The following is a 25,124-nucleotide window of genomic DNA, read 5'->3' as shown; positions in this document are numbered from 1 at the left end:
GTAAGTAGAAGTATCAACCGGCAAAACAAAAAGCTTGTAGATGATGACAGTGCTCAAACACTCAAACAAATTTCCTAGTATAGGAGGGTTGAATATGAGCCGCAAACATTCATGGAATTGTGTAGCAGAGGCTGTTGAAAATATTAACGACTTACAAAATGCCGTCGAAGAAGAATGCCCGACCAGCTGTTACAGCAATCTCCTTTCTTCATCCCATTCATTAGGTGACACTGTCCCGTTTGTTCTCTTTACATCCAAATCAAAACCATTCGTCGCATTCGGAAACGTCGGAGAAGTAGATGCAGGTCCTTGCTTCAGCACTACATTTTTCAGAGTCGAACACATCTCTGACCACTGCGCAACACTCAGCTTGCTTATCGCATTTGACAAAGACCGTCATATTTTAGATTTTACAGACAAAGATTCCGTATGTGATGTGTTCCGATTAGAAAAATCGAAGTATTGCATTGAAGTAGATCTTGACTGCTTCTGCGCAATCGAGTGCTTAAATCCACGACTCATCAACCGTAACTGCTAGCAAAAAAAGTCCCTCTATGGGACTTTTTTTATTCGTTAAAAGCCAAGTGGATGAATCGAGGAAATTTCATCTATTGCTAATTCAACTGGATTTCCCCCGCCCGCTGTTCGAATGACCACTGTATCTTCTTTTCGATCCATGATAATCCCTCTATATGTTTTACCATCAGCTTCAATCAGGCAAAGGGCTCTTGGCATATTATGAGGCAGGCTTGTGAGAAAATCGACTTTTTCGTCAATGCTCATCTGACTTAAAGGCTTTTTCACTCGTTTTCTTCTAGGTTCTTCTTTTGTTTCATGAAAAACGCCTTCTGGCGGCTTCTCCTCTTCTCGCTGAGGTTTTCGTTCTTGTATAAGCTCTGGCTCTTTTGTGATGTCTTGTTCTTGGGTAAGCTCTGCTTCTTGCATCATGTCTTGCTCTTGCTGACGCTCAGGCGGCTTTGCTTCTTTTTTCTTCTCGATTTCTTGAGCCACGGGTTCCTCGTGCGTACTTTCTTCGATCTTGTCTTTTTTACTCTTAGAAATTTCTTGTGGTTTTTCTGATTTCTTTCGCTTTCTCACAATATTTTGCATGGCCGGCATTGACTCATCATAGCTCGGCTGAACAATATACATAAGCGGCTTCTGGTTCTCATCACCTTTATTTGACATACTAATCCCTCCCGAATGATTCATTCCTTATATATATGAGCGGACGCCTCAAATCAGAAGAAAAATAAAAAAACAGCATACCCTTATTCGGTATGCTGCAAATCATTTAATTGGTTAGCGAGCAATGATATGGAAGCCAGAATCAACATGCAGATTCTCACCTGTCATGCCGCGTGATAGATCACTGAATAAGAATAGAGCTGTATCGCCAACTTCTTCAGGAGTCGTTGTACGACGAAGCGGTGCACGCTCTTCAATATCCTTCAGAATGGTATTAAAACCACTGATGCCTTTTGCAGACAGCGTACGAATTGGACCAGCAGAAATACTATTCACACGAATACCTTCTGCGCCTAAATCAGCTGCTAAGTATTTCACACTTGCTTCAAGTGCTGCTTTTGCTACACCCATTACGTTGTAGTTAGAAACCACCCGCTCTCCGCCTAGGTATGTAAGCGTGACGATGCTTCCACCTTCTGTCATTAATGGACGTGCTGCTTTTGCTACAGCTGTTAAAGAGTATGCACTAATGTTGTGCGCCAAAAGGAAGCCTTCACGGTTCGTGTTTAAGTATTCGCCGACAAGCTCTTCCTTGTTTGCAAATGCAATCGCATGCGCAACGCCATGAATGACTTGTACTTTTTCTTTAATTGTAGCGAAACATTTTTCGATTTCTTCGTCACTTGTCACGTCACATGGAAGAATGATTGAATCATCGCGCTCAAGTGTGCTTGCAAGTTCTTTTACAGATTCAGCAAGACGATCTCCAACATAAGTAAAAATCAAACGAGCTCCAGCTTCGTGAAGTGAGCGGGCAATTCCCCAAGCGATGCTTCGTTTATTGGCAACACCCATTACCACGATATTACGGCCTTCTAAAGAAAAGTTCATATGTAATAAAGCCTCCTATTTTTTCAAGACATAGTATTAGTACCTGATCATAATATTATCACAGATCACGAGAGAATGACAATTTCCTCAGAAAGAAAGTTTCTTTTTCATCAAAAAACCGTCCTCGCAAATGAAGACGGTTCGATTCTCTCATCGTTTGAGCCGGTTTTGCTGATAAGCAAAATGGTTGGTAGGTCCGTGTCCAGCCCCAATATTCAAAGGGAACTTGATGGCTTCATGGACAAAGGTTTCTGCTGTGTCAAAAGCCTCCCTCATGGAGTATCCTTTCGCAATTTCAGCTGTTAATGCCGCTGCAAACGTGCAGCCTGTGCCATGTGTATGGGGAGTATCAATGTGTTCGTTTGTGACTTCTATAAAGCCTTTTCCATCATACAATAGGTCTGTAATCATTCCGCCAGATGGACCGTGACCGCCTTTGATCACGACATGTTTCGTACCAAGCTCATATAAACGCTCCGCTGCTAGATAGCGATCCTCTTTTGTCTGAATCCGCATGCCTGTCAGCACTTCTGCCTCAGGAAGATTCGGCGTTACGGCATAGCTGACAGGCAGCAAGTGTGTTTTCAACGCTGTGACCGCATCTTCATTTAATAAAGAAGCGCCTCCTTTTGCGATCATCACTGGATCGACAATGAGCTTCATGTCATATTGAACCGTTTTTTCAGCAACTATCTTGATCATGTCTGCGCTCCACAGCATTCCTGTTTTGACGGCATCTGGCAGTAAATCCTCTGCCACTGCATCAATTTGACTTTCTAACGCCTCGTTTGAAAGCGGATATACTCCGTGAACACCTAGTGTGTTTTGTGCTGTAATCGCTGTGATCGCAGACATTCCGAACACACCGAGCTCCTGAAAGGTTTTTAAATCAGCTTGAATGCCTGCTCCGCCGCCAGAATCAGAACCTGCAATTGTGAATGCTTTTTTGATCGTCATTTCATCACACCTCTCATTAGCCAATCCATTGATGATAAATGGTTCTTGCTTTTGCCATATCATTTGTGCCATGGACAAGAGCTCTGCCGTCTTTAAATAAGACAAGCTTATATTCATCCTTTTGACAGGAAAGCAAATACGGATTTTCAAGGACATCCATCCCTGCTTTCTTTAACCGAAGAGCCACTTCGTGTAATGACGGCGGGGTTTCGGCTGCACTGCGGATTTGGACCGTATTGCGGCCGCATAGTACATCTGCTTTCGCTCTCTTGTCATAGGAGAGAAAAGGATATGTCTTCAGTCCGCAGCTTGGACATTGCTTCTTCTTTAAGGAGCTGGCTGATCGGATGTCAGACCGCTCATTGGTCCATAAATCAAACGATCTTAAAACTGGCGTCACTTGATGACCTGTTAAATACTTCAGAGCATCTGCCACTTGATATGCTGCCACCTGCTGCACAACTGGACTAATGATACCGGCTGTATCACAAGTCATGCCTTGTGCGGGTAAATGTTCAAGCAGGCAGTGTAAACATGGCGTCTCACCAGGAATGACAGTAAATTGAATACCATAGCTGGCGACGCAAGCTCCATAAAGGAATGGAATTTGATGTTTGACGGCAGCATCATTTGCGATCATCCTTACCTCAAAATTATCCGCTGCATCCACGATAATCGAAGCCCCGCTGACAAGTTCATCAATATGTTCAGCGGTCACATCAATGACAATTCCTTTGACCTGCACGTCACTATTTATCTGTTTGAGTCTATTTTCAGCCGCCACAGCCTTTGGCAGTCGATCCTGTACATCTTGCTCCGTGTAAAGCTGCTGACGCTGAAGGTTGCTCCATTCAATATAATCTCGATCCAAAATGGTGACAGATCCAACGCCAGCACGAACGAGCATTTCCGCACTAGCTGTTCCAAGCGCTCCTGCACCAATAATGGCAGCCTTTGAGTCATTTAACCGCTTTTGCCCCTCTATGCCGATTGGCTGAAAGAGCTCTTGTCGTGAATAACGTGTGCTCAAAATGCCGGCATTCCTTCCTGCGGACTGCTTGCTGTCCCGTAGTTTTTCAAAGGAATACGTCCCGCCTCGAAGCCTAGCCTTCCTGATTCAATCGCCAGCTTCATGGCTTTAGCCATTTTCACAGGGTCCTTTGCACCTGACACAGCGGTGTTCAGTAATACAGCGTCAGCCCCTAGCTCCATCGCATAAGCCGCATCCTTTGGAGAGCCTACACCAGCGTCAATAATCACCGGTACCTTTGCCTGCTCGATAATAAATGAGAGATTCAGAGGGTTTAGTAAGCCTTGCCCTGAACCAATCGGCGAAGCACCTGGCATGATGGCATGGACACCAAGCTCTTCTAATTTTCTTGCCAGTACCACATCATCAGATGTATATGGCAGCACGATAAATCCTTCTTCGAGTAGCATTTCGGATGCTTTTAACGTTTCGACTGGATCTGGCAGAAGAGACCTTGAGCAGCCAATGACTTCTACCTTGATCATGTCACACAGTCCAGAAGCCTTCGCTAAACGAGCAATACGAACTGCCTCTTCCGCTGTACTAGCACCAGCTGTATTCGGAAGCAGCGTATATTTTGATAAATCAAGCTGCTCCAAAAAGTTTGGCTGAGATGCTTCGAAAATGTTCATTCTTCTCACAGCAAAGGTTAATATTTCTGCTTCTGATACGTTCACGGCTTCTTTTTGAACTTCAAATGATGGGTACTTTCCTGTACCAAGTAATAATCTTGATGTGAATGTCTTTCCGCCAATGTGCAGCATGTTGTCATCCTCCTCCTACAAAGTGAACGATTTCGATCGTGTCATTAGGTTCAATTTTCACTTGTTGAAACGCTTCTTTATCAATAATTTCTTGGTTCTTTTCCACAATCACTACTCGATTTTCAAGCTGATAGTCTGATAGCAGGTCATAGATCGTTCCATTTTCTTGTTCGAAATCAACGATTCTGCCATTCAATTGAATTTTCATACAAACAGTGCCTCCTTTCGGCCAATACGAAATGCGTGAAGCCATTCCTTTTGGACCGGTTCACCTAATATCAGGTCGCGAATGATTTCTCCAGTAATCGGGGCAAGTAAAATACCATTTCTGTAATGCCCTGCAGCAAAAAGAATACGCTGATCTTCCGGGTGTCTTCCGATATAAGGATGCCGGTCGCTTGTCGCCGGACGAAGGCCAGCCCAGCACTGATCAATCGGCATCTCCTTGATCGAAGGCATCAGCTGTGACGCCTTTTGAATAACAGCTTCAATGCCGCCAAGCGTCGGAACAGTTTGCCACTCGTTTGGCTTCATCGTTGCGCCAACGACCAGTTTGCCGCTATCTCGTTGAACGATGTAACTATGATCATGGTAAATGGTGTGTTGGAGTGCTGGACCATGATTCCATACAGACACACATTCCCCTTTTACTGGATAAAGAGAATGAGATAATCCAAGCTCTTCAAAAAAACGGCCAGACCATACACCACTTGCTACAGTGAGATCATCACATGTGAATGTTCCCTTCGTTGTTCTAATCGCTAACGCTTCTTTCTCCCGCTTCACTTCGATCACGGATGTACACTCATTCACTTCTGCCCCGTACCTGACCGCCGCCTGCCAAAATGCCCGGCATACCGCATAAGGTTCGACATGAACATCCTCTTTAATCAAACCTGCTCCTAAGATGTTCTCTGCTATTTGAGGCATGCATTTTTTTACGCTGCTTGCGTCAAGCCACTCAAATGTAGACAAATGCTGCATGCGGCAAAGTGCTTGTTTCTCCTCTTCTGTAAAGGCTACCTTCATGATACCGCCCGCTGATGTTCGAATATCAATGCCAGATTCATGCTGTAGATCGACTTTTAACTTTTCGTACAATGCCTGGCTTGCTCTGCCTACTTGAAAAAAAATATCCTCATGACCCTCTCCTTCAGCATGTGCACCAAGCATCCCAGCAGCCGCACTTGTCGTTTGCTTCCCTACCTCATTCGCCTCAAATAAGACGACCTGCTTTCCTGCTTTTGCAAGGTGATAGGCAATGGACATCCCTATAATTCCACCACCAATGATTGCCACATCATAATGCTTCTTCATAAGGATGCTCCTTTACTTGTTTAGAAAATGCTTGTGCCATCTTGCGCGGCTGATGATGAGTAAAAATTCCAGACATGACAGCAATCCCTTTCACATTCGCGTGTCTCAATTCTGGAATGCGGTCAGGTGTCACACCACCGATTGCCACGACTGGAATAGATAGTAGAGATGTCAGTTCTTTCACAAGCTGTACGCCTCTTGCCTGAAGTCCTGGTTTACAAGTGGTGTCATATACGTGCCCAAATATGACATACTCTGCTCCATTTTTCTCAGCTGCTTTCCCTTCTTCAATCGAATGAACAGAGACGCCCGCATGAAGATGAGGGAATTTTTGCCGCAGCTCTTTTGGCGAAAAGCTATGGCCCGGGAGATGTACCCGGTGAATATTGGTGAGCAGTGCAACGTCTACTCTGTCGTTGATGATGAGCTTCTCTTTCGGTACACCTTCTAAAAGGAGACCTTTCACGAGATCAACAAGCTCACTTGCTGTTTTAGACCGTTCCCGGATATGAATAAAATCCACTTCAGGTGCAATGTTTTTTATTTGTTTGATCAGCTCACCCGCAGGAAGCGAATCATTTGTCACTGCGTGGAGTTCCATTTGCACCAACCCCATCTAAGCATGCTGTTTGCCACATTTCTTTTTGATACGCCATCTCCCAGAAATGGTATTCGTAATAGCTTGAAATCACAAAATTTTCTTTCATATTGGCCCGTACATGTTCTGGTGCTTTTTCGGCTAGTTCATCAAAGCGGTTGACTTGTTCAAAGACAAGTTCCTTAAACCAATCCCCTCCATATGTCAAAATCCATTCCTGATAAATCGGATGGTCAGGTGTGGTTTGTTTCAGCTTTTCACCCACCTCATAATAAAGCCAGTAGCACGGCAATAACGCAGCTAATATCTCTTCGAATCGTCCGCTTTTCACAGATCGGTACATATGAGACGTATACGCATATGCAGTGGGAGAAGGCTTAAAGTTCTCGATGGCTTCATCTGAAATCTCTAAAAGCTCTGTAAACTTTCTATGCAGCGACAGCTCTGCTTCATACGTTCCCTGCGCATGATACGCCATTCTGCCCGTCGTATGTAAGTCCTCACTAATTGCCGCTCCATATGCTTGCACCTTTGCAAAATGAGTTAAATAATATGAATCCTGCATCACATAATACGTGAAACGATCGAGTGACAGCGTGCCATCGCCAATCCCTTTCACAAAGGGGTGTGTAAAGCTTCCATTCCACCATGGTGCTGCTGCTTCTTTACATTCAGTTGAAAATGTCATGTTTCTCTCCTCCTGTTTTTCCATATAAAAAAGCCACTTTCCGTATGGAAAGTGGCTTGGAATTTGTAAAAAGCATAATCAAAAACCGCACCACTTCCCTACGCAGGTATGAACCTGTTCAGGTAATGAGGGTCTAAAAGTCGATACTTTTATCTCAGCCCTTTTAAAGGACTCCCCTAGTGGATCAAATATATGATGTTGTACTTCTATCTTAATCAGGAATTGTTCATTGGTCAAGGGTTCATTCTCACTCTAATTGGGCTCTAAGTCCTGCTACATACTCACGAGAGCCCGACACAAGCACACGGTCACCGCTTCTAAGCGTCGTATCTCCATGTGGTACTAAGCTGTCTATCCCTCTGAAAATACGGACAAAGACCAAATCGCCGGTAAACGGAAATTCCCTCAGCATGACATTGTGATAGCGATGATTGTTCATTTGAATTTGATACAAGGAAGTATCCTCATTTGTTAATAATCGAATTGCATCCGGTGCTTCAATCAAGGCTCTTAGCACCGTTTTAGATGATAGGAAATTAGAAAACGTATCAATGCCCGCTTCCTTCAATGTTAGCTCTGCCTCAGCTTTATTCACACTCGCAATGACTTGTTTCGCTCCTTCTTCCTTTGCAAATAAAGCAATTTCCTTATTTTTCGTCTCACTGCCTGTTGCGACGACGAGGACATCCTCCTGGCCAACGCCTGCCTTTCGCAGCGTCTCATCGTCGTACTCTTCAATTGATTCGACTTCAAAGATGGAGTCGGCGAGCATCGCTTCTTTATTTTCTTGAAAGACATGCAAAATTCGAATATCATATTCATCCTGATGTAAATCGAGTGTGACAGGTAAGGTCAGCTGATTTGCACCAATAAAGGTCACACGTTTTTTATGGCTCACAACTTGTTCTTTTTTAAACAGTGCTTTAAACCAAACTGGCGTTAAAATACTCGTGAGTATCGCGACTAAAATCAGCGCGCCGGACATTTTATGATCAATGACTCCGAGCCGCTCCCCGATCGTCGCAGCTGCAATGACGAGTGATAATGTCGATGTTAATAAAAAGCCAGAGCCGATCACTTTTTTCATGTCATACCATTTTTTCAAATAAAGAATCGGGATGAGCTTACTAATCAGTAATGCAATAAATAGCAGCGGGATCATGATCATAATAGTTGGGTCCTTGAACAGTGCCCATATATTCAAATCCACTCCAACCATCACAAAGAAGATGGGGATCAAAAATCCGTAGCCAAATGAATCCAGCTGCTGGACAAGCTCTTTATTCGGCGAAAGAAGGGACACAAGTACGCCCGCTAAAAACGCCCCAAGAATATTTTCAGCACCGAGTGATTCAGATAAAGCAACTAAGACTATAATGAGAGTAAAGATCGCCCTTGTCCCAATTTGCACGGTCCCTTTTGACATGGACTGAAAAATTGACTTTGTCTTAAATACGCGGCCAAATAAATAAAGAAGGATGCCCGCAGCAAATAATAAGAGCAGAAGCCACATATTCCCTGTACCATCGCCATAAATGGAGGAAAATACAGCAAGTAAAATCATCGTCACCAAATCCGCAATGACAGCGACAAGCAAGATGATTTGACCGATATTCGTCTGCATCAATTTTTCCTCTTTTAAGGTGGGAACCACTACCCCTAATGAGATCGTCGATATAATGAGCGTCATTAAAAAGGCATTTTGGATAAACCCTGCAAGGACAAACGCATAGGACAGAATAAAAGAAATACTAAATACGCCAAGAAAAACAATAGTGGCTGCTTTAAACGTATTCGGTTCTTTTAGACCATTTGGTAGTTCTCGTGCTTTCTTCTTTGACTCGAAAGAAGAAAAATCTATTTCAAGTCCACTTAAAAACATCAGAAAAATAAAACCGAGCATGGATAACGTATCTAACCATGCATCATGTTCAACTACCAGTTGAAGACCGCTTTTTCCAATGATGAGCCCCATGATGATTTCAGCAACAACGACCGGAATGGTCAGCTTAAATCGGTGCAATAAAAGTGGGGTGAAAAAGGCAACAATAATAACGACAACGAGTGATGAAACAGATGTATGCTCCATTGGCTAAAGCCTCCTAACATTGATGTTTAATCTTTTATGGTTTACGTTAAAGCATTGATTCTAACAATTGCCTAAATGAAAAGAAAGCCATTCGTTATATGTTCTAAAATTCAAACTTCTTTAACCCCGATGAATGGATGAGAAAAATCAGGAGGAAATCTTATGAAATTTGATATCATTGGTGATATCCACGGCTGCTACGAAGAGCTGCTTGCCCTCATACACAAACTAGGATACGAATTCAAACATGGATTACCCGTCCATCCTGATAAGAGAACGCTAGCACTTGTCGGTGATTTAACAGATCGAGGACCTCAGTCAGTAGATGTCATGCGATTTGTCATTCATGCCTACGCACACGGCGCGATCCGCTACGTACCTGGCAACCATTGCTTTAAGCTTTATCGCTATTTAAAAGGAAATCCGGTGAAATTACTTCATGGCATTGAAACCACAGTGAACGAAATAAAAAAGCTGCCCCTTCATGAACAAACCAAATTGTCACATGAATTTAAGCAGCTATTTGAGAAGGCTCCGCTTTACGATGTACTTATTCCTGATGAACTGATGATTGCTCACGCAGCGATGAAGGAAAAGGACATTGGAAGAAAGCCGAACAAACAGATGCGATCCTATCTATTATTTGGCGCAGTCACAGGAGAAACGTGGCCGGATGGGCGACCTGTGCGGAAGGATTGGGCAAAGGAATATCGCGGAAAACCATGGATTGTCTACGGACATACACCAGTGAAAGAACCGCGATTCGTTGGCAGAACTGTCAACATTGATACAGGCTGTGTATTTGGCCACCGGCTGTCTGCCCTTAAATATCCTGAGCTTGAAACGGTTTCTGTTCCTTCCTCTATGCCTTATGACGATTCAAGGTTTCAGCATTTCACATCATAAAAAAACCCGGTCCTGCGCTTGCAGGTAGCCGGGTTTCTCTATTTAAAGCAGCAATGATTTCATGTCTTCAGGAAGCGGAGCCGAGAATGTCATTTCCTCCCCGGTCATCGGATGAGGAAAGACAAGAGTCTCACTATGCAGTGCCTGCCGGTTCATCTGCTCACTCGTCCCGCCATATAACGTATCTCCGATGAGCGGATGACCAAGATACTGCATATGAACACGAATTTGATGGGTTCTCCCCGTTTCAAGTGCCAGCGTCACATCTGACATGTTCAACTCAGCATCCACCGCTCGCACTGTAAAATGCGTCACAGCTTCCTGCCCAGTATCATCGACCATTCGCTCGATGATACTATCTCCTTTTCGGGCAATTTTTGCACGAATGGTTCCATGCTTTTCTTTGATCATGCCATGTGTAAACGCTCTGTATGTTCGTTTGACCGCTCCACTTTTCTGCGCTTTTGATAAAAGGCTGTGGGCAAAGCGATGCTTGGCCACAAGCATGACGCCAGATGTATCTCGATCAAGGCGGTTCACTAAATGAACCGTCAGCCGAACAGACTGCTCTGCATAATGATGCAGCAATCCATTCGCAATACTGTGCTCTGGGTGCTCCCGAGAAGGAATGGACGGAATATATGGCTTTTTATTCAGCACAAGGACATGCTCATCCTCAAATAAAATATCAAGCGGAATCGGAGCAGGCTTTAGCCCTTCACTCACTTTTTCCTCTGGGAATAAAATGGTGAGCCTGTCTCCGTTATGCAGCTTGTATCTCACAGTCACATGCTCTCCATTAATGAGGAGATCACCGCCATCAAATTTAATATCCGTCAGCATTCTTTTCGAAATGCCAATATCTATTAAATAATCCTTTAAAAGCAGCCCTTCTTCTTTGGCTGTCATGGTTTTGTTTAGTGTAAAGTATTCCAGCGAGAACGACCTCTTTCTTATTCACCTTTTCCGATAAAGGAATCTTGCACCCTTTTCCAAAACGGAAATGGTCTAAATCGGGCAAAGCGGACATTCTCGTCTGCTACCCGGCATTGAATGGATTTGACGTCCTTATGAAGCAGCGTCAAATGATCAATGGTTACCTGAAAATCGACATCATTCCTCGGTTTAATGACACAAGTATGGTGGTCTGGTAAAATAAGCGGCGAACCGACCGTTCGAAACACTCTGTTGTTGATTGAAGCCATTTCTGCCAGCTGAATGGCTCTAATGGAAGGATGAATAATGGCGCCCCCAAGTGCTTTATTATAGGCTGTACTGCCAGACGGCGTAGACAGACAAAGACCGTCACCTCTGAATGTTTCAAACAGCTGCCCCCTAATTTCAACATCTGCCACAAGTGTCCCTTCCATACTTTTAATCGTACATTCATTCATGGCTAAATATTTCTCTTCTCTGCCGCCATCGTTGTATCTGACAATGACTTCTAAGATCGGATATTCCACAATGTGATAAGGGGTTTTCGCAATAGCTAAAACGAGTTTTTCAATTTCACTTGGCACCCAGTCAGCATAAAAACCAAGATGACCTGTATGAACACCGACAAAAGCTGTTTCATTCAGACGGTCGCTATAACGGTGAAACGCATAAAGAAGGGTGCCGTCTCCACCAACCGTAATGACAAGATCGGGTTCCTCTTCATTGAGTTCCATCCCGAAATCCAATAAGTAGGTCTGAATTTTACTTTTGAGTGTGTCAGATACAGAATTCCCTTTCGAAGAAACTGCAAATTTCATGAATTCTTCTCCTTTTCCACCTTGCTGCTATGAGAGGGCAGCATCATATTTGATCAAGCACAGGCTCAGCTATCGTTTTTCTTTTTCCGGGAAAATGCCACTTGTGCTTCTTGAATTTCCCCTCTAATTTCAGACATCTCATCATCAAGAAGAGATGCTGCCTCGGAAGCTCTTTGAAGGCGCAGCTTGACTTTCTCCGGGATATTCCCGCTATATTTATAATTCAGAGAATGCTCAATGGTCGCCCAAAAATTCATCGCAAGTGTACGAATTTGGATTTCGACGAGGAGCTGCTTCTCTCCATTAATCGTTTGCAGCGGATATAACACAACAAGGTGGTACGAACGGTATCCGCTTTCTTTATGCTCTGCAATATAGTCGCGTTTATCAACAACCACGAAGTCTTTTCGTGACTGGAGCATTTTTTTCACGACTTGTATGTCTTCTACAAACTGGCACATAATGCGAAGCCCAGCAATATCCTGCATCGTTTCGATTTCATGCATTGGGATGTTTTTACGCTTTGCCTTTTCTAATATGCTGGCAACAGGTTTCACTCGGCCTGTAACAAATTCTACTGGTGAATGGTCATCCTCGAATTCATACAGCTTTCGAATGCCTTTTAGTTTCACTTTTAATTCTTCGACTGCTTGTTTATACGGTGCGAGGAATTGATCCCATTGTTTTTTGTCCATGAAACTTCCCCCAATTCCATATACCTAATTATTTCAGAGGAATGTGCTCTTCACTTTCTCTTCCATATCTCCGTAATTGGCATTGTCTTTAATATTGTCGATTAAATAATGTAATTCTTGATGAAGCTGAATGAGTTCTAACGAATGTCCTCCCGCTGTCAAATAGACAGGGATGTCAAGATTCATTGCTTCTTTTAATGGAGTCCATGTATGTTCCCCTAAGATAAGATATGAAAAGGACTCCTCGTTTTCAAGTATGTAAACGAACGCAAAGTGATCAGAATCAACAAGCATTTGTCCTGATGCTTTTGCTTTTTGGATTTGCTCTTCTGACTTGGTCGTCAAAATCAGCCTGTCTTCTTTTAAAGTTGCTTCTGCGATTTCAATTCGGTTTTGCATCATGATCTCCTTTACAACAAAGTACAGCTTTATTTTATCATATCAAGTTCAATATTGATAAACCGAACTTATTGAGAAAATCCTATTTTCTTCTTATAAATGATCCTTTCACGTAATTATCCATTGATTTTGGCACATGTGGAAAGAGAAATAATAGATAAAAACAGTCTTTTACATGATGAACATACTTCATGTACAATAATCATATTTCCTCTAAATGAAAGGTTGATGTCAAAATGGCACAGGAAATTGAAATAGAACTAAAGCAATTGTTAATGAAAGAAGAATTTGAACAGTTGAAACAACATTTTCAATTGAAGGATTCGGATTTTCACACGCAAACCAACCATTACTTTGATACACCTCAATTTGATATAAAATCTCAATTCGCTGCATTAAGAATGAGAGAAAGAAACGGTCAGTGGGTTCTCACGTTAAAGGAACCACACGAAATAGGCTTGCTCGAAACCCACCAAACGATCGCTCCTCCTTCAAGCCTTGCCGATTTCCAGCTGCCAAAAGGTGAAGTGGCTGACAGGCTAGATCATTTGAACATTCAAAAGGATCAAATTGTGTATTTTGGTTCACTTGAAACGTCAAGAGCTGAAAAAATGATCAAAGAAGGCTTAATTGTTTTGGATCACAGCCGATATTTAACAGTAGAGGACCATGAACTTGAATTTGAAGTGAGCGACCTGGAAATCGGACAAGCCGCATTCTCCGCATTGCTCCAACAATTCCAAATCCCTGTTCGAAACACGAAAAACAAAGTCGTACGTTTTTATGAAGAGAAAATGAAAACACAGAATAGATGAATTCCTTGAAGGAGGAACATGATGAACGTCAATCAACTTCAATCCTTTATGCAGCTCCAAGCGCTTAAAACATTACAATCAGACCCTGGACAAACGCAAATGCCGGGCGGCCAAGAATCGAATGCTCAAGCTTCATTTCAGTCGCTGCTGCAAGATTTTTTAGGCGGATCAGAATTATCACGCCTCCCGCTTTCAATTTCTGCATTTATGGGAACGGACCCATCAACGGCTCCGAACACGCAATACGCGCGTACAAACCCATACTTATCTGCTATCGCTGGCGGTGAGCAGCTTCAAGCTCAACCTTCATATGCGAATGACGCTCAATTGAATACAGCAAATGGTATTGGGAATGTCTTAAACAACAGCTACACGCCGCCGCTTCAAAAGGCTGTTTCAAGCGGCTCATCATCAAAGGAAATTAATCAAATTGTGTCACAAATGGCTCAAAAACATGGTGTTCCAGAAAAGCTAATTCATGCGGTCATCAAGCAAGAATCTGGCTATCGTACGAATGCGGTCAGCCATGCAGGCGCGCTTGGCCTTATGCAGCTTATGCCATCTACAGCTAAGTCACTTGGCGTGAATAATGCCTTTGATGCGGCTCAAAACATCGAAGGCGGCACGAAGTATATCAAACAAATGCTTCAGAAATATAATGGAAATGTCTCACTCGCCTTAGCTGCTTATAATGCAGGCTCAGGAAATGTTGATAAATACGGCGGCATTCCACCATTTAAAGAAACACAAAATTATGTAAAGAAAATTACAGCACAATATTTCGCTTAAACCGAAGAGAATAACCTCTTCGGTTTTTTGTATGTCGCTTTTCACCCTTTTTTGACTGAATGTGTTATGATATGGTCAATTGATCACGGAACCCGCCCCTCCCCTTATTTCCAATAGACCAAAGCGGTTTGTTTGTGGAATTGAGATGAGGTTGTTAAAATAAGTACAAGAATAGAAACATTAAAATAGAACAAACTGAATATCACTTTTGAAATAAATGAATTCACAATAGGGCGCTTCATCCTATTAACTACGAGTAAAAGGAGTAGTCAACATGGTACAATCGTTTAACGCACCTTACGAAGCGGTTGGAGAGGAACTTCTATCGCAACTTGTTGATACTTTTTATGAAAATGTAAAGTGTCATCCTTTGCTTCATCCTATTTTCCCGGATGACTTAAAAGAAACAGCAAGAAAACAAAAACAGTTTTTAACGCAATATTTAGGCGGACCCCCGCTTTATACAGAGGAGCATGGCCACCCTATGCTAAGGGCGAGACATCTCCCTTTTCCGATTACTGAGGAGCGGGCTGACGCATGGCTTGAATGCATGGAGGATGCAATGGATCAAGTAGGATTAACCGGCGATATTCGTGACTTTTTATTTGAGCGACTTTCTTTAACGGCTCGTCATATGGTCAATCAAACACCTGAAAAGGATGGACGATCTTGAGCTGCAATACGCACGATCAATATTTCTCACACTGTCACGGACATCCTCAAAAGCCGATTGAAATCTATGTATTCATTGACCCTCTAAGTCCAGACTGCTGGTTATTAGAGCCATCCATTAAAAAATTAAAAATGAAGTACGGCCGTTTTTTCACTTTACGAACGGTAACAAGCTCTAGTATTAATGCATTGAATCGGAAAAGAAAAAAGCATTTACTGACTGAAGCATGGGGGAAATTTGCGACCAAAACTCAGACCAAAAAAGAACAAATGCTGTCTGAACAAATTGTGACTTCACCCTATCTCGCCTCGCTTGCATTAAAAGCGGCTGAACTTCAAGGTAGAAAATGCGGAATGAAATTTCTGCGACTCATTCAAGAATCACTTTTTTGCCATCAGCAAGATGTCACAAGTGAACATGTACTGCTAGAAAATGCAAAAAGCGCTGGACTAGACATCGAGGAATTCCAGCGCGATATTCATTCTCAAAGTGCTGTCAAAGCACTAAAATGTGATATGAAAATTGCCGCTGAAATGGACGTGTCTGAGCTTCCGACCTTTGCCTTTTTTAATACAGTAAACGGAGATGAAGGATTAAAAATTTCAGGTGCGTACTCTTATGATGTATACGAGGAAATCCTTTTTGAAATGATTGGTGAAAAACCAACCCCATCAGAACGGCCTCCAGTTGAATGGTTTATTGCTTACTTTCAATTTGCATCTGCCAAAGAGATTGCGGTTGTTTATGACCTGACACTTGATGAAGTTGAACGAGAAATGAAAAAGCTGGCTTTCGCTAAAAAAGTCGAACGTGTACAAGTGCAGCAAGAAATGTTTTGGCGCTATAAAGAAGATGATCATCATTCAGATCTTGATGTCTATCGCTGTGAGAATGAACATGGGTGCTGACCCATGTTTTTTCTTCACTCCTCAAAAGAACATTTGTTCTATTTTTAAGTACGAAGAAACCGCGCCGGGATAAGCGCGGTTTCACTATGTCTTAACGACAACAAAGGGGATGGGAGAAATTTTTCACGGTCAAACAAAGGGGTAATGTTTGTATGTGATTAATTTCACATCTTTAGTATATCAAATTTTGTCGACTTATGACAACAGATATACTATATGTTCATATTTTTGTCACAAAACATAAGAGGGTTGTCACTTTCATATAGTGAAAGTAACGAAAAAATGGAGGGATCTGCATGCGCAGCACAACCATTGGACTTGTTTCCATTGGCTTATGTTTCTTTTTAAACATACTAGGCTTAATGAAAATGCTTCCTCTTTATCTCACATCGCCACTCTTATTTGCTGCAATACTTTTTACACTTTATCGACTGAACCACCGGAAGACCTTTAAGGGATTTAAAGGTTGATGATAATGAACGGCCTCTACATGTGAAGAGGTCTTTTTTGTGAAAAAAACTCCTGTCAAAAGATGAGTTTGCACTCACACGTCTGACAGAAGTCTTTTCATTACTCACCCGTTTTAGAGATGAGCTCTTCCATTTCTTTTAATTTTTCCTCGAACAATTGACATGCTGCTTCGATTGGTTCTTTGGAAGCCATATCAACACCCGCTTTTTTCAGCACATTGATTGGATAATCAGAGCTTCCTGCTTTAAGGAAGTCTGTGTAGCGCTCCACCGCAGGTTTTCCTTCTTCTAAGATTTGCTTGCTTAATGCCTGTGCAGCACTATAGCCTGTAGCATATTGATAGACATAATAGTTGTAATAGAAGTGAGGGATTCTCGTCCATTCTAATCCGATTTCCTTATCCACAACCATGCCGTCTCCAAAATACTTCTTATTCAGGTCGTAATAAAGGTTCGTCATGAATTCTGGCGTTAAAGCCTCTCCTTCTTGTGCTTTCACATGAATCAAATGCTCAAACTCAGCAAACATCGTCTGTCTGAATACCGTTCCTCTAAATCCTTCTAGCAAGTGATTTAACACATACAAACGCTGCTTTTTATCATCTAGATGATTCAGCAGGTATTCGCCAAGTAACGCTTCATTTGTCGTAGAAGCTACTTCAGCTACAAAGATGCTGTAGTTTCCATACGGATATGGCTGGTGCTTTCTTGTATAGTAGCTGTGGACGGAGTGCCCAAATTCATGAGCCAGTGTAAATAAATTATCAATATTATTTTGCCAGTTCATGAGGATATATGGATTTGTGCCATAGCTTCCAGATGAATACGCACCGCTACGTTTCCCTTTATTCTCATAAACGTCTACCCAGCGATTATTGAGTCCCTCTTTTAACACGGACACATATTCTTCTCCTAATGGCGCTAACCCTTTTAGCATATAATCCTTTGCTTCATCGTAGGTTAGCTTCATGCCAGCATCTTTTACAAGTGGCGTATACAAGTCATAATTGTGCACTTCATCAAGCTTTAACACCTTTTTACGCAATTCAATATAACGGTGTAATAACGGTAAATATTGATGAACTGTATCAATTAGATTGTCATATACTTCTTCTGGAATACTGTTTCGAGATAGTGCTGATTCTCTTGCCGATTTATAATTTCGTACTTTTGCATAAAAATTATCCTTTTTAATCGAACCACTCAGTGTCGAAGCAAGCGTGTTTTTATACTGATCATACGTTTTATACACAGCTTTAAAGGCATTCTTTCTCACTTCACGGTCATCACTGTTTAAAAATGTGATAAAGTTGCCGTGGGTAATTTTCTTTTCTTCCCCATTTTCATCCTTTACAGAAGGGAACGAAATATCAGCATTGTTAAACATACTAAAAGTAGTAGATGAAGTTGAGAGAGGTTCAGATGCCTCAGCTAATAAGGCCTCTTGCTCCTCACTTAAAATATGTGGACGTTCTTTATTAATTTCTTCAAGAGCATGAGAATACAGTTTTAATTCTTCTTTTTCCAGAATAAACTGCTGCAATTTATCTTCTTGAATCGATAAAATCTCTGGAACAATATAAGCAGAAGTACTAGAGAGCTGTGTAAATAAATTCGATGCTTTATCATTCAGCGCTTGAAATGATGAGTTAGTTGTATCCTCATCGTATTTCATGTGCGCATATGTATAAAGCTTACCAAGCTTTTCAGAAAGCTGATCCTGAAAGGTTAGGGCTTCATACAGTACATCAGCAGAATGGGCGAGCTTGCCTTTAAATTGGGCGAGCTTAGGAATTTCTTTTTTGACCGCTTCGAATTCCTTGTTCCATGCATCGACGCTTTCAAAAATATCTTCAAGTCGCCATTTGTTTTCTTCTTTTACTTCGCTTCTGTCTGGTAAATGGTTGTTTTTGCTTTGTGAAGTCATATGAATCCCCCTTGCATAAGTTGTGTTGAACCAACCTTTCGGAAAGTGAAAGAAATTGGTGTTGTATTTATCTTCTTTGTTTTGAACTATATTTGTCAAATCATATGCAGAAATAAATACCAAACAAACTAAAAAAATGAGAAAAAAGCGTTTCTTTCTATTCAATCGCAGCACCACCTTTTTCTTATCATGATCAAAGTGGGCATGAAACATGCTAATGAAATAAGAAAGCATCTCGTTTGAACGCTTCATCTACTGTTTGTATCGGCATTTGATTTGACGCTACTTCATAATTACCCTCTTTCGTCATGTGTAAAAACCCTTGTCTGACAAGCGCATGAACATATGATGTGATAACCTCTTTTAATTCTTCTATTGAAACATCCCCATATCGAATCTTTACTTCTTTCATCTGGATACACCGCTTGATTTCTTTCATCAGCAGTTGAATCGTCACTGGACTGCTTCCTTTTTTCCTTATTATCCAATCATATAGACACCCCTGCCAGACATAAACGGGACTTGTAAAGATGTACGCTTCTGGCAGCGGGATAAATAATTCAGCCGGTAGAAAAGGGAAAGCTGTTTGATGATGCTCATAAAAAACGTCTCTCAACCGTTTGCTTTCATTTGATAAAATGCGAGGAGGCCGCTGCCTAAATTGCTGTATGCATCTTAGCCATTGCTTAGAAACTTGACGCTTGCTTGAGGGCGGCGATAGGATATCCGAAAGTTTGCGGTATGCTGTTGGCGGTCTGACAGTCATGGCAGCACATATTTTCGTTGGTTGAAATACAAGGAGTTGAGCAAGATGGATGAATCGATTCTGGAGCGGACAATAAAAAATCAGACTTCCTTTCTGTGATTCCCTTAGCATTCCCCAATGAATGGAGGAGAAGGAAAAGAGCTGGGCAGATTTTCGCTTTAAACGATTTGCTCCTAGGACCCATATAGGGAAGAGCCCTGCTTCGCGGAGTCCTGCTGTTCTTTTACGGAGCTCTTGCCGTGAAATATTTGAGCATTGATATTCGATTGCATAGCTTGTTCCTCCAATAGAGACGGTCACGTCAGGACGCTGATGAACCTTTGACACATACTTTTCAAGCACCGGTTTATGTCCCAGCTGCTGAAGCCAATGCATCATGGCTTCTTTCCCCGCCTGATGATAAGCCGTTTCGCCTGCGGCTAGAGGACATGCTGTCAGCTGTTTATGTGCAAAATGATAAACACGTTGTTCACCAAGCTTTAATTGCACCTCTTCCCTGCATTCAGGGCAGTAAAATTTGCACGTTGTCCTGACATGCTCCAACCTGTTTTTAGATAAGTGATGTGTAATTCGAATAAGCTTTCCATTATCCATGATCGCTGTATTCATTCAGCTCGCCCCTTAGTCTTTGATGATCGTATTATAGCTTTTTCGTCTATAAGAGAGCGAATAGGCAAAATGAGCTTTTATTGTGTGAAAATATGATTTTACTGATGTTTTCTTGAGGAAAATAAAAAAACCCCCTGATAAAAAGGGGGAAAATACAATCTTTATAGTAATGGCGATAATAATCTTGCTGTTGATTCAAAGAGTCTTACCCTTAACGGTCTCTTTGCAAATTCTTCTGGGACAATCTCGTGCGACTGCTCTAAATCACCTAAAAAGTCGTTCACGAGCTTCTCAGTGCTTTTCGTTTTATAGAGGAAGGCATTCACTTCAAAATTCAAATGAAAGCTTCTCATATCCATGTTGGCCGTTCCTATCGAAGCCAGCTCGCTATCTACAATGATAAATTTACTATGCATAAAGCCTTGATCATATTCATACACCTTTGCCCCTGCTTCTAAAAGCTCCGGGAAGTATGAACGGGACGCATGGAAGACGATCCGTTTATCTGGATTCTTCGGTGCAATAATCCGTACGTCTACTCCGCTTAATGCAGCAATTTTCAATGCAGACAAAATATCATCATCCGGCACAAAATATGGTGAAGCAATCCAAATAGACTTTTTGGCAGAGATAATCATGGAGAAAAAGAGATTTTTAATGACCTCCCACTGTTTATCAGGACCACCAGCAATCATTTGTACGCCTTCTGTTGTAATCTCAATGTGGGTGAAATCTTTGAAGTATTCCACACCTGCACATCTCTCATTCGTCATATAGTACCAATCCTGCATGAAAATCTGCTGCAGATCACGAACAGCTTCACCCTTAATCATCAAATGCGTGTCACGCCAAAATCCATATTGTCTGCTTCTGCCCATATATTCGTCTCCAATGTTTAGCCCGCCAACAAATCCAACTTCTCCATCAATCACGACAATTTTTCGGTGATTTCGGAAATTGATTTTATTATTTAACAGTGGCAGCCTCACGGGTAAAAATGGAACGATCTGAACGCCAGCCTTTTCGAGGTCAGCAATATATTGACGAGAGAGCTTTAAACTCCCTACATCGTCATATAAAAAGCGGACAATCACGCCATTTTTCGCTTTATCAATGAGAATATCTTTTAATTCTTGTCCAAGGTCATCGTGGCGGAGAATATAATATTCTAAATGAATGTGATGTGTCGCCTTTTTGATTTCTTCAAAAATATGAGAGAATGTTTCTTCTCCATTCGTCAGGACTTTAGAGGACGTGCGATACGTAATAGGGGTATGTCCAAGTCTGTGGGCCAGCTTAAATAAGAGCTGCTGATGATCACCCATATGCGTCATTTTCTCAATCGCTTCTCTATGAATATGTTCATCTTCCTGGATTAACTGTTCGTCCAGGATGGCTTTCTTTTCAAACAACCGGCGCTTTTTGATATTGCGTCCAAAGAAAATATAGAACAAAAAGCCGAATAACGGAAAGCTGCCAAGCAGGACAAGCCACGTTATCGTTTGAGATGGATTCCGGTTCTCCAAGAATATGACAAACCCGATGAAGATAATCGATAAAGTGAACAGAACGCTGACTGAACTTAATACACTTACCGCTAAATCACCGGCAATTAATTGAATGACTAAATAAGCACCTATCGTAATGATAAGAAAAAATAGAACTTTGACTAAATTTCTCATTTCATTTTCTCCTTGCCGATCTCTTTATTTACCTATTCATTCCGATAAAAAAGCCGATTCCTCTATAGAAATCGACTTTTGTTGGTTACGTGAAGTGCTGTTGAATCGTTTCAAGGGCATTTCCTTCGATAATCAGCTGACCATATTCTTTCAGTCTGTAAATGCTGACCACTGATTCATGAGCATATTCAAGCAAAATGCTGAGCTTATTCTCCACTTGCTCATCTGACAAATCCTCGTGGAAGTCAACATATAGATAATAACGGTTTTCAAACGAATATAAACTTGAGGTAAAATCCTGCATATTTAATTGAGAAAGTGCAATCAAATCTTCAAAGTCATCCATTTTCAACACAAATTGAAGTTGAAGTTTTTTGTCCTTCTCATTATGGTCTTCTTGATCCTGCTCTTCTTTTTGAAAATCATCAAGCAGTGCGTCTAGACTTTCTTCATCTGTTTGATCTTTTTTATCTTCTGGAATCGGCAATTCGAGCTTTTGTCCATCTTTAGAAAGTTGGGCTTTCGTCACGACAATTTCAAGACCTTTGTCAAGTGCCTGCACTTGAATCCAAAGCGGTCCCTCAACTGCAAATTCTTCTTCTTCGTGCACTTCGTCCATTACTTCCCAAAACAGCTCTTCACTGCGTTCACGATTATACCAAATCTCTTCACGGTCAAATCCGCGGTCTTCAATATCACCGTAGGAAATATAAAATTTCACTGTATGTTCATTAATTCTTTCGATTTCCATTTTGCCAACCTTCCCTTCTATATAAGATGTTGAAGGGACATACAAGCTCCCAATTAATAGTACTTTACTACACTTTACCCGTTCCGTCTACATGTTAACCTTTTAAAGAATTGAGGTATTGCTTCGTACTGTCTATTTTATGATAAAACATGAATAAAAGAAATAAAAACGCATTTTTTGCAGAGAAAACTTACAGAAACATATATTTGAATTGTCTTCATATATTGGTTGTACGAGCTCTATTAGACATGAGGTGAAATGGATGGAAACAGAATGGATCATATCCTTACTGATGATTATTGGCATCGATCTGATTTTAGGCGGAGATAACGCGTTGATCATTGCGATGGCTAGCCGCAGCTTGTCAAATGACAAACGCAATAAAGCCATATGGATCGGCACACTTTTGGCAGTGCTGATGAGAATAACAATGACAGGTGCCGCAGTTTATTTATTGACCATCCCTTATTTACAATTTATCGGCGGACTTTTTCTCCTTTATATAGGATACAATTTGTTAATTGAGCAAAAGAAAGAATCAATTCGCATTAAAAGCAGCGGCTCCCTTTGGCGTGCGGTTCAGACCATTGTGATTGCCGACCTCTTTATGTCACTTGATAATGTGATTGCAGTTGCAGGAGCGGCAAAAGGGAACATGCTGCTGACCGCTTTTGGCCTGATGATTTCAGTACCGATTATTATTTGGGGAAGTAAGCTGATTCATGCCGCTTTCACCAAATTCCCGTTTCTTTTATACGGAGGCAGTGCTCTTTTGGCTTTTACTGGCGGTGAAATGATTGTTCGTGATGTGAAATTGAATGAATTTATGGCTCAGCATGCGACTCTTGAATTGATGCTTCCGTTTTTAACAGTCGTAATGGTCATTTTAGCCAGCCTGTTTTACGAACAAACGGCTGAAAATAAATAAAAAAAGCTGCCAAATGATCGGCAGCTTTTCGTTTTTCTATTAGTTAGCAAGTCGCTGAGCTTCTCTTAGTTGGAATGTACGAACCGTTCTTGGAAGGAAACGTCTAATTTCATCTTCATTGTAGCCAACTTGTAGTCTTTTTTCATCCAAGATGATTGGACGTCTTAAAAGACCTGGATGCTCATTGATCAGTTTATACAATTGTTGAAGAGGCATTGTCTCAACATTCACATTTAGCTTTTGGAATACTTTTGAACGTGTTGAGATAATTTCATCTGTACCGTCTTCAGTCATTCGAAGAATTTCTTTAATTTCATCGATTGAAAGAGGCTCTGAAAAGATGTTTCTCTCTTGATACGGAATATTGTGCTCTTCTAACCACGCTCTTGCTTTTCTACATGATGTACAGCTTGGTGATGTGTATAATGTTACCATAAATCTTCACTCCTCAATTTGTAGAATGAATATTGATCTGTATTCTTAAATTAAAATTGTTCTAAATAAGTAATCTTTATAGTGATTATACTATAAAAAAGTAAGTGTGAACAGATTTTCTTGCAATTTTTGTGACAAAAACTAGACAATTTCATTCATTTTCTCGTGTTGCTTGATGTCTGAACATTCTCATTTAGTCGAGATGATCGAAAATATTTTTTTGTTTTCTATTTTCAATGACCTTCAATACATCATCAACATCTTCATACGACTGCCCATACCATTCTTCATCTTTATACGTATGGATTCGTTCATAGGTTTTCCTCATAGCCTCCATCATTTCTTCTTCATTATCTGTAAGAGGCGACCAATAAAGGATTTCCATGCGGTTCACTTCATTTGTTGCAAGTGACCTGCGTTTATAACCGATTGATTCTGCATGCTTGAAGTGCTCTCTTTGGTAAAACTTTAGGCGTTTTGCAGTATCTGCATCATCTTCATCTACAGGCTCAACCTCAAGCAAGATCGGTTTCTTTTTTTCCTTCAGCTTATGAATGAGCTTTGATCCGAGGCCTTCACCTCTTGCATCTCTGGAAACAAATAAATAATCAATAAAGATAAAATTATCAAATTCGGCGTACATCATCACATGATGAGGTCCTTCCTCCTTATGATAAACATCACTTCTTTCCTTTAATAAAGCTTCCATATGCTCTTTTGACTTCATTTCTTCTATCGGGAAGTATTCACTGAGCTTTTCATACCAATTCATGGATCCGCTCCTTATGATATCGTTAAGAACCACTTCCTTAGATATTCCCGATTTCCTGCTATTTAAACGCCTGTACTAGTAAGACGCAGCAAAGTCTCCTCTAGTTTCACTTTTTTTCAAACAACAGAAAAAAAGTTTTATATCGAACGATTCATGAGTAATTGAAAACAGACAAACAGGATAAGTGTCATCCCAGTTTGGAACATGATGAAATAAAGATACTTGCTGCGCCGTGCTTCTCTCTCTGATTGCTTGTTTTCCGGTGAAGCATATATTCCACGGAAAAAGACACGATGCCAATGAGCACCATAAACACGAGTATC

The 25,124-nt window shown here is 41.3% G+C and carries 28 protein-coding genes, 1 pseudogene and 1 riboswitch; of the genes and pseudogenes, 8 read left to right on the top strand and 21 right to left on the bottom strand.

Annotated features, from left to right (window positions below):
* Positions 1-94: 94 nt before the first annotated feature.
* Positions 95-538, top strand: coding sequence for a CotY/CotZ family spore coat protein (locus tag QRN39_RS04060; protein ID WP_044140422.1), 444 nt, complete (start codon positions 95-97; stop codon positions 536-538).
* A gap of 35 nt (positions 539-573) precedes the next feature.
* On the opposite strand, the gene QRN39_RS04055 is transcribed toward QRN39_RS04060, so the two are convergent.
* From QRN39_RS04055 to QRN39_RS04010, 10 genes are all read right to left on the bottom strand, one after another.
* The gene (locus QRN39_RS04055) at positions 574-1,188 is read right to left on the bottom strand and encodes a spore coat CotO family protein (RefSeq protein WP_050945254.1); all 615 of its coding nucleotides are present in this window, start codon (positions 1,186-1,188) and stop codon (positions 574-576) included.
* 114 nt (positions 1,189-1,302) lie between these two features.
* Positions 1,303-2,079 carry an enoyl-ACP reductase FabI gene (gene fabI, locus QRN39_RS04050; protein ID WP_003211867.1) on the bottom strand — a complete coding sequence of 259 codons (777 nt, stop codon included), beginning with the start codon at positions 2,077-2,079 and terminating at the stop codon, positions 1,303-1,305.
* 150 nt (positions 2,080-2,229) lie between these two features.
* Positions 2,230-3,036 (bottom strand): bifunctional hydroxymethylpyrimidine kinase/phosphomethylpyrimidine kinase, encoded by an 807-nt coding sequence (gene thiD / locus QRN39_RS04045; protein WP_284906238.1) that lies wholly within the window; start codon positions 3,034-3,036, stop codon positions 2,230-2,232.
* Between the two features lie 16 nt (positions 3,037-3,052).
* On the bottom strand, positions 3,053-4,066 hold the full coding sequence (locus tag QRN39_RS04040) for a thiazole biosynthesis adenylyltransferase ThiF (protein ID WP_284906237.1): 1,014 nt from the start codon (positions 4,064-4,066) through the stop codon (positions 3,053-3,055).
* A complete protein-coding gene (locus tag QRN39_RS04035; RefSeq protein WP_034322849.1) occupies positions 4,063-4,830 on the bottom strand; it encodes a thiazole synthase in 768 nt (255 codons plus the stop codon). Before QRN39_RS04035 ends, QRN39_RS04040 begins: the two co-directional genes overlap by 4 nt.
* 4 nt (positions 4,831-4,834) lie before the next feature.
* Positions 4,835-5,038, bottom strand: coding sequence for a sulfur carrier protein ThiS (thiS, locus tag QRN39_RS04030; RefSeq protein WP_044139614.1), 204 nt, complete (start codon positions 5,036-5,038; stop codon positions 4,835-4,837).
* A complete protein-coding gene (gene thiO / locus QRN39_RS04025) occupies positions 5,035-6,147 on the bottom strand; it encodes a glycine oxidase ThiO (protein ID WP_284906236.1) in 1,113 nt (370 codons plus the stop codon). The genes thiS and thiO overlap by 4 nt, the downstream gene beginning before the upstream one ends.
* A complete protein-coding gene (gene tenI / locus QRN39_RS04020; protein WP_003211366.1) occupies positions 6,131-6,748 on the bottom strand; it encodes a thiazole tautomerase TenI in 618 nt (205 codons plus the stop codon). Before tenI ends, thiO begins: the two co-directional genes overlap by 17 nt.
* Complete coding sequence (gene tenA / locus QRN39_RS04015; RefSeq protein ID WP_003211004.1) at positions 6,723-7,433, bottom strand: thiaminase II; 711 nt, start codon at positions 7,431-7,433, stop codon at positions 6,723-6,725. The genes tenI and tenA overlap by 26 nt, the downstream gene beginning before the upstream one ends.
* Before the next feature lie 78 nt (positions 7,434-7,511).
* A riboswitch (TPP riboswitch) is annotated at positions 7,512-7,621 on the bottom strand.
* Between the two features lie 59 nt (positions 7,622-7,680).
* The gene (locus QRN39_RS04010; RefSeq protein WP_284906235.1) at positions 7,681-9,522 is read right to left on the bottom strand and encodes a monovalent cation:proton antiporter family protein; all 1,842 of its coding nucleotides are present in this window, start codon (positions 9,520-9,522) and stop codon (positions 7,681-7,683) included.
* A 162-nt stretch (positions 9,523-9,684) separates the two neighbouring features.
* Here QRN39_RS04010 and prpE point away from each other — a divergent pair, with 162 nt between their 5' ends.
* A complete protein-coding gene (prpE, locus tag QRN39_RS04005; RefSeq protein ID WP_003211819.1) occupies positions 9,685-10,428 on the top strand; it encodes a bis(5'-nucleosyl)-tetraphosphatase PrpE in 744 nt (247 codons plus the stop codon).
* Between the two features lie 42 nt (positions 10,429-10,470).
* Here prpE and QRN39_RS04000 read toward each other — a convergent pair whose 3' ends face one another.
* The 4 genes from QRN39_RS04000 to QRN39_RS03985 all read right to left on the bottom strand — a co-directional run bounded on the left by QRN39_RS04000 (position 10,471) and on the right by QRN39_RS03985 (position 13,276).
* Positions 10,471-11,337 (bottom strand): RluA family pseudouridine synthase, encoded by an 867-nt coding sequence (locus QRN39_RS04000; protein ID WP_137054783.1) that lies wholly within the window; start codon positions 11,335-11,337, stop codon positions 10,471-10,473.
* Positions 11,338-11,381: 44 nt separating this feature from the next.
* Positions 11,382-12,182 carry an NAD kinase gene (locus tag QRN39_RS03995; RefSeq protein ID WP_003211364.1) on the bottom strand — a complete coding sequence of 267 codons (801 nt, stop codon included), beginning with the start codon at positions 12,180-12,182 and terminating at the stop codon, positions 11,382-11,384.
* Positions 12,183-12,247: 65 nt separating this feature from the next.
* The gene (yjbM, locus tag QRN39_RS03990) at positions 12,248-12,877 is read right to left on the bottom strand and encodes a GTP diphosphokinase (protein ID WP_003211990.1); all 630 of its coding nucleotides are present in this window, start codon (positions 12,875-12,877) and stop codon (positions 12,248-12,250) included.
* A 33-nt stretch (positions 12,878-12,910) separates the two neighbouring features.
* Positions 12,911-13,276 (bottom strand): UPF0738 family protein, encoded by a 366-nt coding sequence (locus tag QRN39_RS03985; RefSeq protein ID WP_212046067.1) that lies wholly within the window; start codon positions 13,274-13,276, stop codon positions 12,911-12,913.
* A 236-nt stretch (positions 13,277-13,512) separates the two neighbouring features.
* Between QRN39_RS03985 and QRN39_RS03980 the strand changes: the two genes are divergently transcribed.
* From QRN39_RS03980 to QRN39_RS03960, 5 genes are all read left to right on the top strand, one after another.
* Entirely contained in the window at positions 13,513-14,091 is a 579-nt protein-coding gene (locus QRN39_RS03980; protein WP_212046068.1) for a CYTH domain-containing protein, read from the top strand.
* Between the two features lie 21 nt (positions 14,092-14,112).
* Positions 14,113-14,880, top strand: coding sequence for a lytic transglycosylase domain-containing protein (locus QRN39_RS03975; protein WP_003212377.1), 768 nt, complete (start codon positions 14,113-14,115; stop codon positions 14,878-14,880).
* A 274-nt stretch (positions 14,881-15,154) separates the two neighbouring features.
* The gene (locus QRN39_RS03970) at positions 15,155-15,553 is read left to right on the top strand and encodes a globin domain-containing protein (RefSeq protein ID WP_008355333.1); all 399 of its coding nucleotides are present in this window, start codon (positions 15,155-15,157) and stop codon (positions 15,551-15,553) included.
* On the top strand, positions 15,550-16,461 hold the full coding sequence (locus QRN39_RS03965) for a ClpXP adapter SpxH family protein (protein WP_284906234.1): 912 nt from the start codon (positions 15,550-15,552) through the stop codon (positions 16,459-16,461). Before QRN39_RS03970 ends, QRN39_RS03965 begins: the two co-directional genes overlap by 4 nt.
* 296 nt (positions 16,462-16,757) lie before the next feature.
* On the top strand, positions 16,758-16,931 hold the full coding sequence (locus tag QRN39_RS03960; RefSeq protein ID WP_226805021.1) for a hypothetical protein: 174 nt from the start codon (positions 16,758-16,760) through the stop codon (positions 16,929-16,931).
* A 100-nt stretch (positions 16,932-17,031) separates the two neighbouring features.
* Here QRN39_RS03960 and pepF read toward each other — a convergent pair whose 3' ends face one another.
* The 5 genes and pseudogenes from pepF to QRN39_RS18455 form a co-directional block, all read right to left on the bottom strand.
* Positions 17,032-18,858, bottom strand: coding sequence for an oligoendopeptidase F (pepF, locus tag QRN39_RS03955; RefSeq protein WP_284906233.1), 1,827 nt, complete (start codon positions 18,856-18,858; stop codon positions 17,032-17,034).
* Between the two features lie 214 nt (positions 18,859-19,072).
* Entirely contained in the window at positions 19,073-20,233 is a 1,161-nt protein-coding gene (locus QRN39_RS03950) for a competence protein CoiA (RefSeq protein ID WP_284906232.1), read from the bottom strand.
* A gap of 161 nt (positions 20,234-20,394) precedes the next feature.
* Entirely contained in the window at positions 20,395-21,915 is a 1,521-nt protein-coding gene (gene cls, locus QRN39_RS03945; protein WP_050945276.1) for a cardiolipin synthase, read from the bottom strand.
* Between the two features lie 85 nt (positions 21,916-22,000).
* Positions 22,001-22,666, bottom strand: coding sequence for an adaptor protein MecA (gene mecA / locus QRN39_RS03940; protein ID WP_284906231.1), 666 nt, complete (start codon positions 22,664-22,666; stop codon positions 22,001-22,003).
* Positions 22,633-22,753 (bottom strand): annotated as a pseudogene (locus tag QRN39_RS18455) (hypothetical protein); the annotation flags it as partial. The gene mecA and the pseudogene QRN39_RS18455, both read right to left, overlap by 34 nt.
* 175 nt (positions 22,754-22,928) lie before the next feature.
* On the opposite strand from QRN39_RS18455, the gene QRN39_RS03935 reads away from it, so the two are divergent.
* The gene (locus QRN39_RS03935; protein ID WP_050945279.1) at positions 22,929-23,594 is read left to right on the top strand and encodes a TerC family protein; all 666 of its coding nucleotides are present in this window, start codon (positions 22,929-22,931) and stop codon (positions 23,592-23,594) included.
* Between the two features lie 39 nt (positions 23,595-23,633).
* Here QRN39_RS03935 and spxA read toward each other — a convergent pair whose 3' ends face one another.
* Together spxA and QRN39_RS03925 are read right to left on the bottom strand one after the other, a co-directional pair.
* Positions 23,634-24,029 (bottom strand): transcriptional regulator SpxA, encoded by a 396-nt coding sequence (gene spxA, locus QRN39_RS03930; protein ID WP_003211421.1) that lies wholly within the window; start codon positions 24,027-24,029, stop codon positions 23,634-23,636.
* Between the two features lie 193 nt (positions 24,030-24,222).
* The gene (locus QRN39_RS03925) at positions 24,223-24,801 is read right to left on the bottom strand and encodes a GNAT family N-acetyltransferase (protein ID WP_058014295.1); all 579 of its coding nucleotides are present in this window, start codon (positions 24,799-24,801) and stop codon (positions 24,223-24,225) included.
* Positions 24,802-25,124 lie beyond the last annotated feature (323 nt).

It is taken from the genome of Bacillus sp. lyk4-R2A-2 (assembly GCF_030209735.1).
Classification (GTDB): domain Bacteria; phylum Bacillota; class Bacilli; order Bacillales; family Bacillaceae; genus Bacillus; species Bacillus pumilus.
This window is presented reverse-complemented; position numbering and strand designations above follow the sequence as displayed.

Coding starts and splice junctions, on each gene's coding strand:
- QRN39_RS03980 (WP_212046068.1), top strand. CDS start 13,513: ATGGCACAGGAAATTGAAATAGAACTAAAGCAATTGTTAATGAAAGAA.
- tenA (WP_003211004.1), bottom strand. CDS start 7,433: ATGACATTTTCAACTGAATGTAAAGAAGCAGCAGCACCATGGTGGAAT.
- QRN39_RS03960 (WP_226805021.1), top strand. CDS start 16,758: ATGCGCAGCACAACCATTGGACTTGTTTCCATTGGCTTATGTTTCTTT.
- QRN39_RS03935 (WP_050945279.1), top strand. CDS start 22,929: ATGGAAACAGAATGGATCATATCCTTACTGATGATTATTGGCATCGAT.
- QRN39_RS03975 (WP_003212377.1), top strand. CDS start 14,113: ATGAACGTCAATCAACTTCAATCCTTTATGCAGCTCCAAGCGCTTAAA.
- QRN39_RS04055 (WP_050945254.1), bottom strand. CDS start 1,188: ATGTCAAATAAAGGTGATGAGAACCAGAAGCCGCTTATGTATATTGTT.
- QRN39_RS03970 (WP_008355333.1), top strand. CDS start 15,155: ATGGTACAATCGTTTAACGCACCTTACGAAGCGGTTGGAGAGGAACTT.
- QRN39_RS03995 (WP_003211364.1), bottom strand. CDS start 12,182: ATGAAATTTGCAGTTTCTTCGAAAGGGAATTCTGTATCTGACACACTC.
- spxA (WP_003211421.1), bottom strand. CDS start 24,029: ATGGTAACATTATACACATCACCAAGCTGTACATCATGTAGAAAAGCA.
- yjbM (WP_003211990.1), bottom strand. CDS start 12,877: ATGGACAAAAAACAATGGGATCAATTCCTCGCACCGTATAAACAAGCA.
- QRN39_RS04060 (WP_044140422.1), top strand. CDS start 95: ATGAGCCGCAAACATTCATGGAATTGTGTAGCAGAGGCTGTTGAAAAT.
- fabI (WP_003211867.1), bottom strand. CDS start 2,079: ATGAACTTTTCTTTAGAAGGCCGTAATATCGTGGTAATGGGTGTTGCC.
- thiD (WP_284906238.1), bottom strand. CDS start 3,036: ATGACGATCAAAAAAGCATTCACAATTGCAGGTTCTGATTCTGGCGGC.
- QRN39_RS04010 (WP_284906235.1), bottom strand. CDS start 9,522: ATGGAGCATACATCTGTTTCATCACTCGTTGTCGTTATTATTGTTGCC.
- QRN39_RS04035 (WP_034322849.1), bottom strand. CDS start 4,830: ATGCTGCACATTGGCGGAAAGACATTCACATCAAGATTATTACTTGGT.
- mecA (WP_284906231.1), bottom strand. CDS start 22,666: ATGGAAATCGAAAGAATTAATGAACATACAGTGAAATTTTATATTTCC.
- pepF (WP_284906233.1), bottom strand. CDS start 18,858: ATGACTTCACAAAGCAAAAACAACCATTTACCAGACAGAAGCGAAGTA.
- thiS (WP_044139614.1), bottom strand. CDS start 5,038: ATGAAAATTCAATTGAATGGCAGAATCGTTGATTTCGAACAAGAAAAT.
- QRN39_RS03985 (WP_212046067.1), bottom strand. CDS start 13,276: ATGCAAAACCGAATTGAAATCGCAGAAGCAACTTTAAAAGAAGACAGG.
- QRN39_RS03950 (WP_284906232.1), bottom strand. CDS start 20,233: ATGAATACAGCGATCATGGATAATGGAAAGCTTATTCGAATTACACAT.
- QRN39_RS03925 (WP_058014295.1), bottom strand. CDS start 24,801: ATGAATTGGTATGAAAAGCTCAGTGAATACTTCCCGATAGAAGAAATG.
- QRN39_RS04000 (WP_137054783.1), bottom strand. CDS start 11,337: ATGACAGCCAAAGAAGAAGGGCTGCTTTTAAAGGATTATTTAATAGAT.
- cls (WP_050945276.1), bottom strand. CDS start 21,915: ATGAGAAATTTAGTCAAAGTTCTATTTTTTCTTATCATTACGATAGGT.
- prpE (WP_003211819.1), top strand. CDS start 9,685: ATGAAATTTGATATCATTGGTGATATCCACGGCTGCTACGAAGAGCTG.
- thiO (WP_284906236.1), bottom strand. CDS start 6,147: ATGAAGAAGCATTATGATGTGGCAATCATTGGTGGTGGAATTATAGGG.
- tenI (WP_003211366.1), bottom strand. CDS start 6,748: ATGGAACTCCACGCAGTGACAAATGATTCGCTTCCTGCGGGTGAGCTG.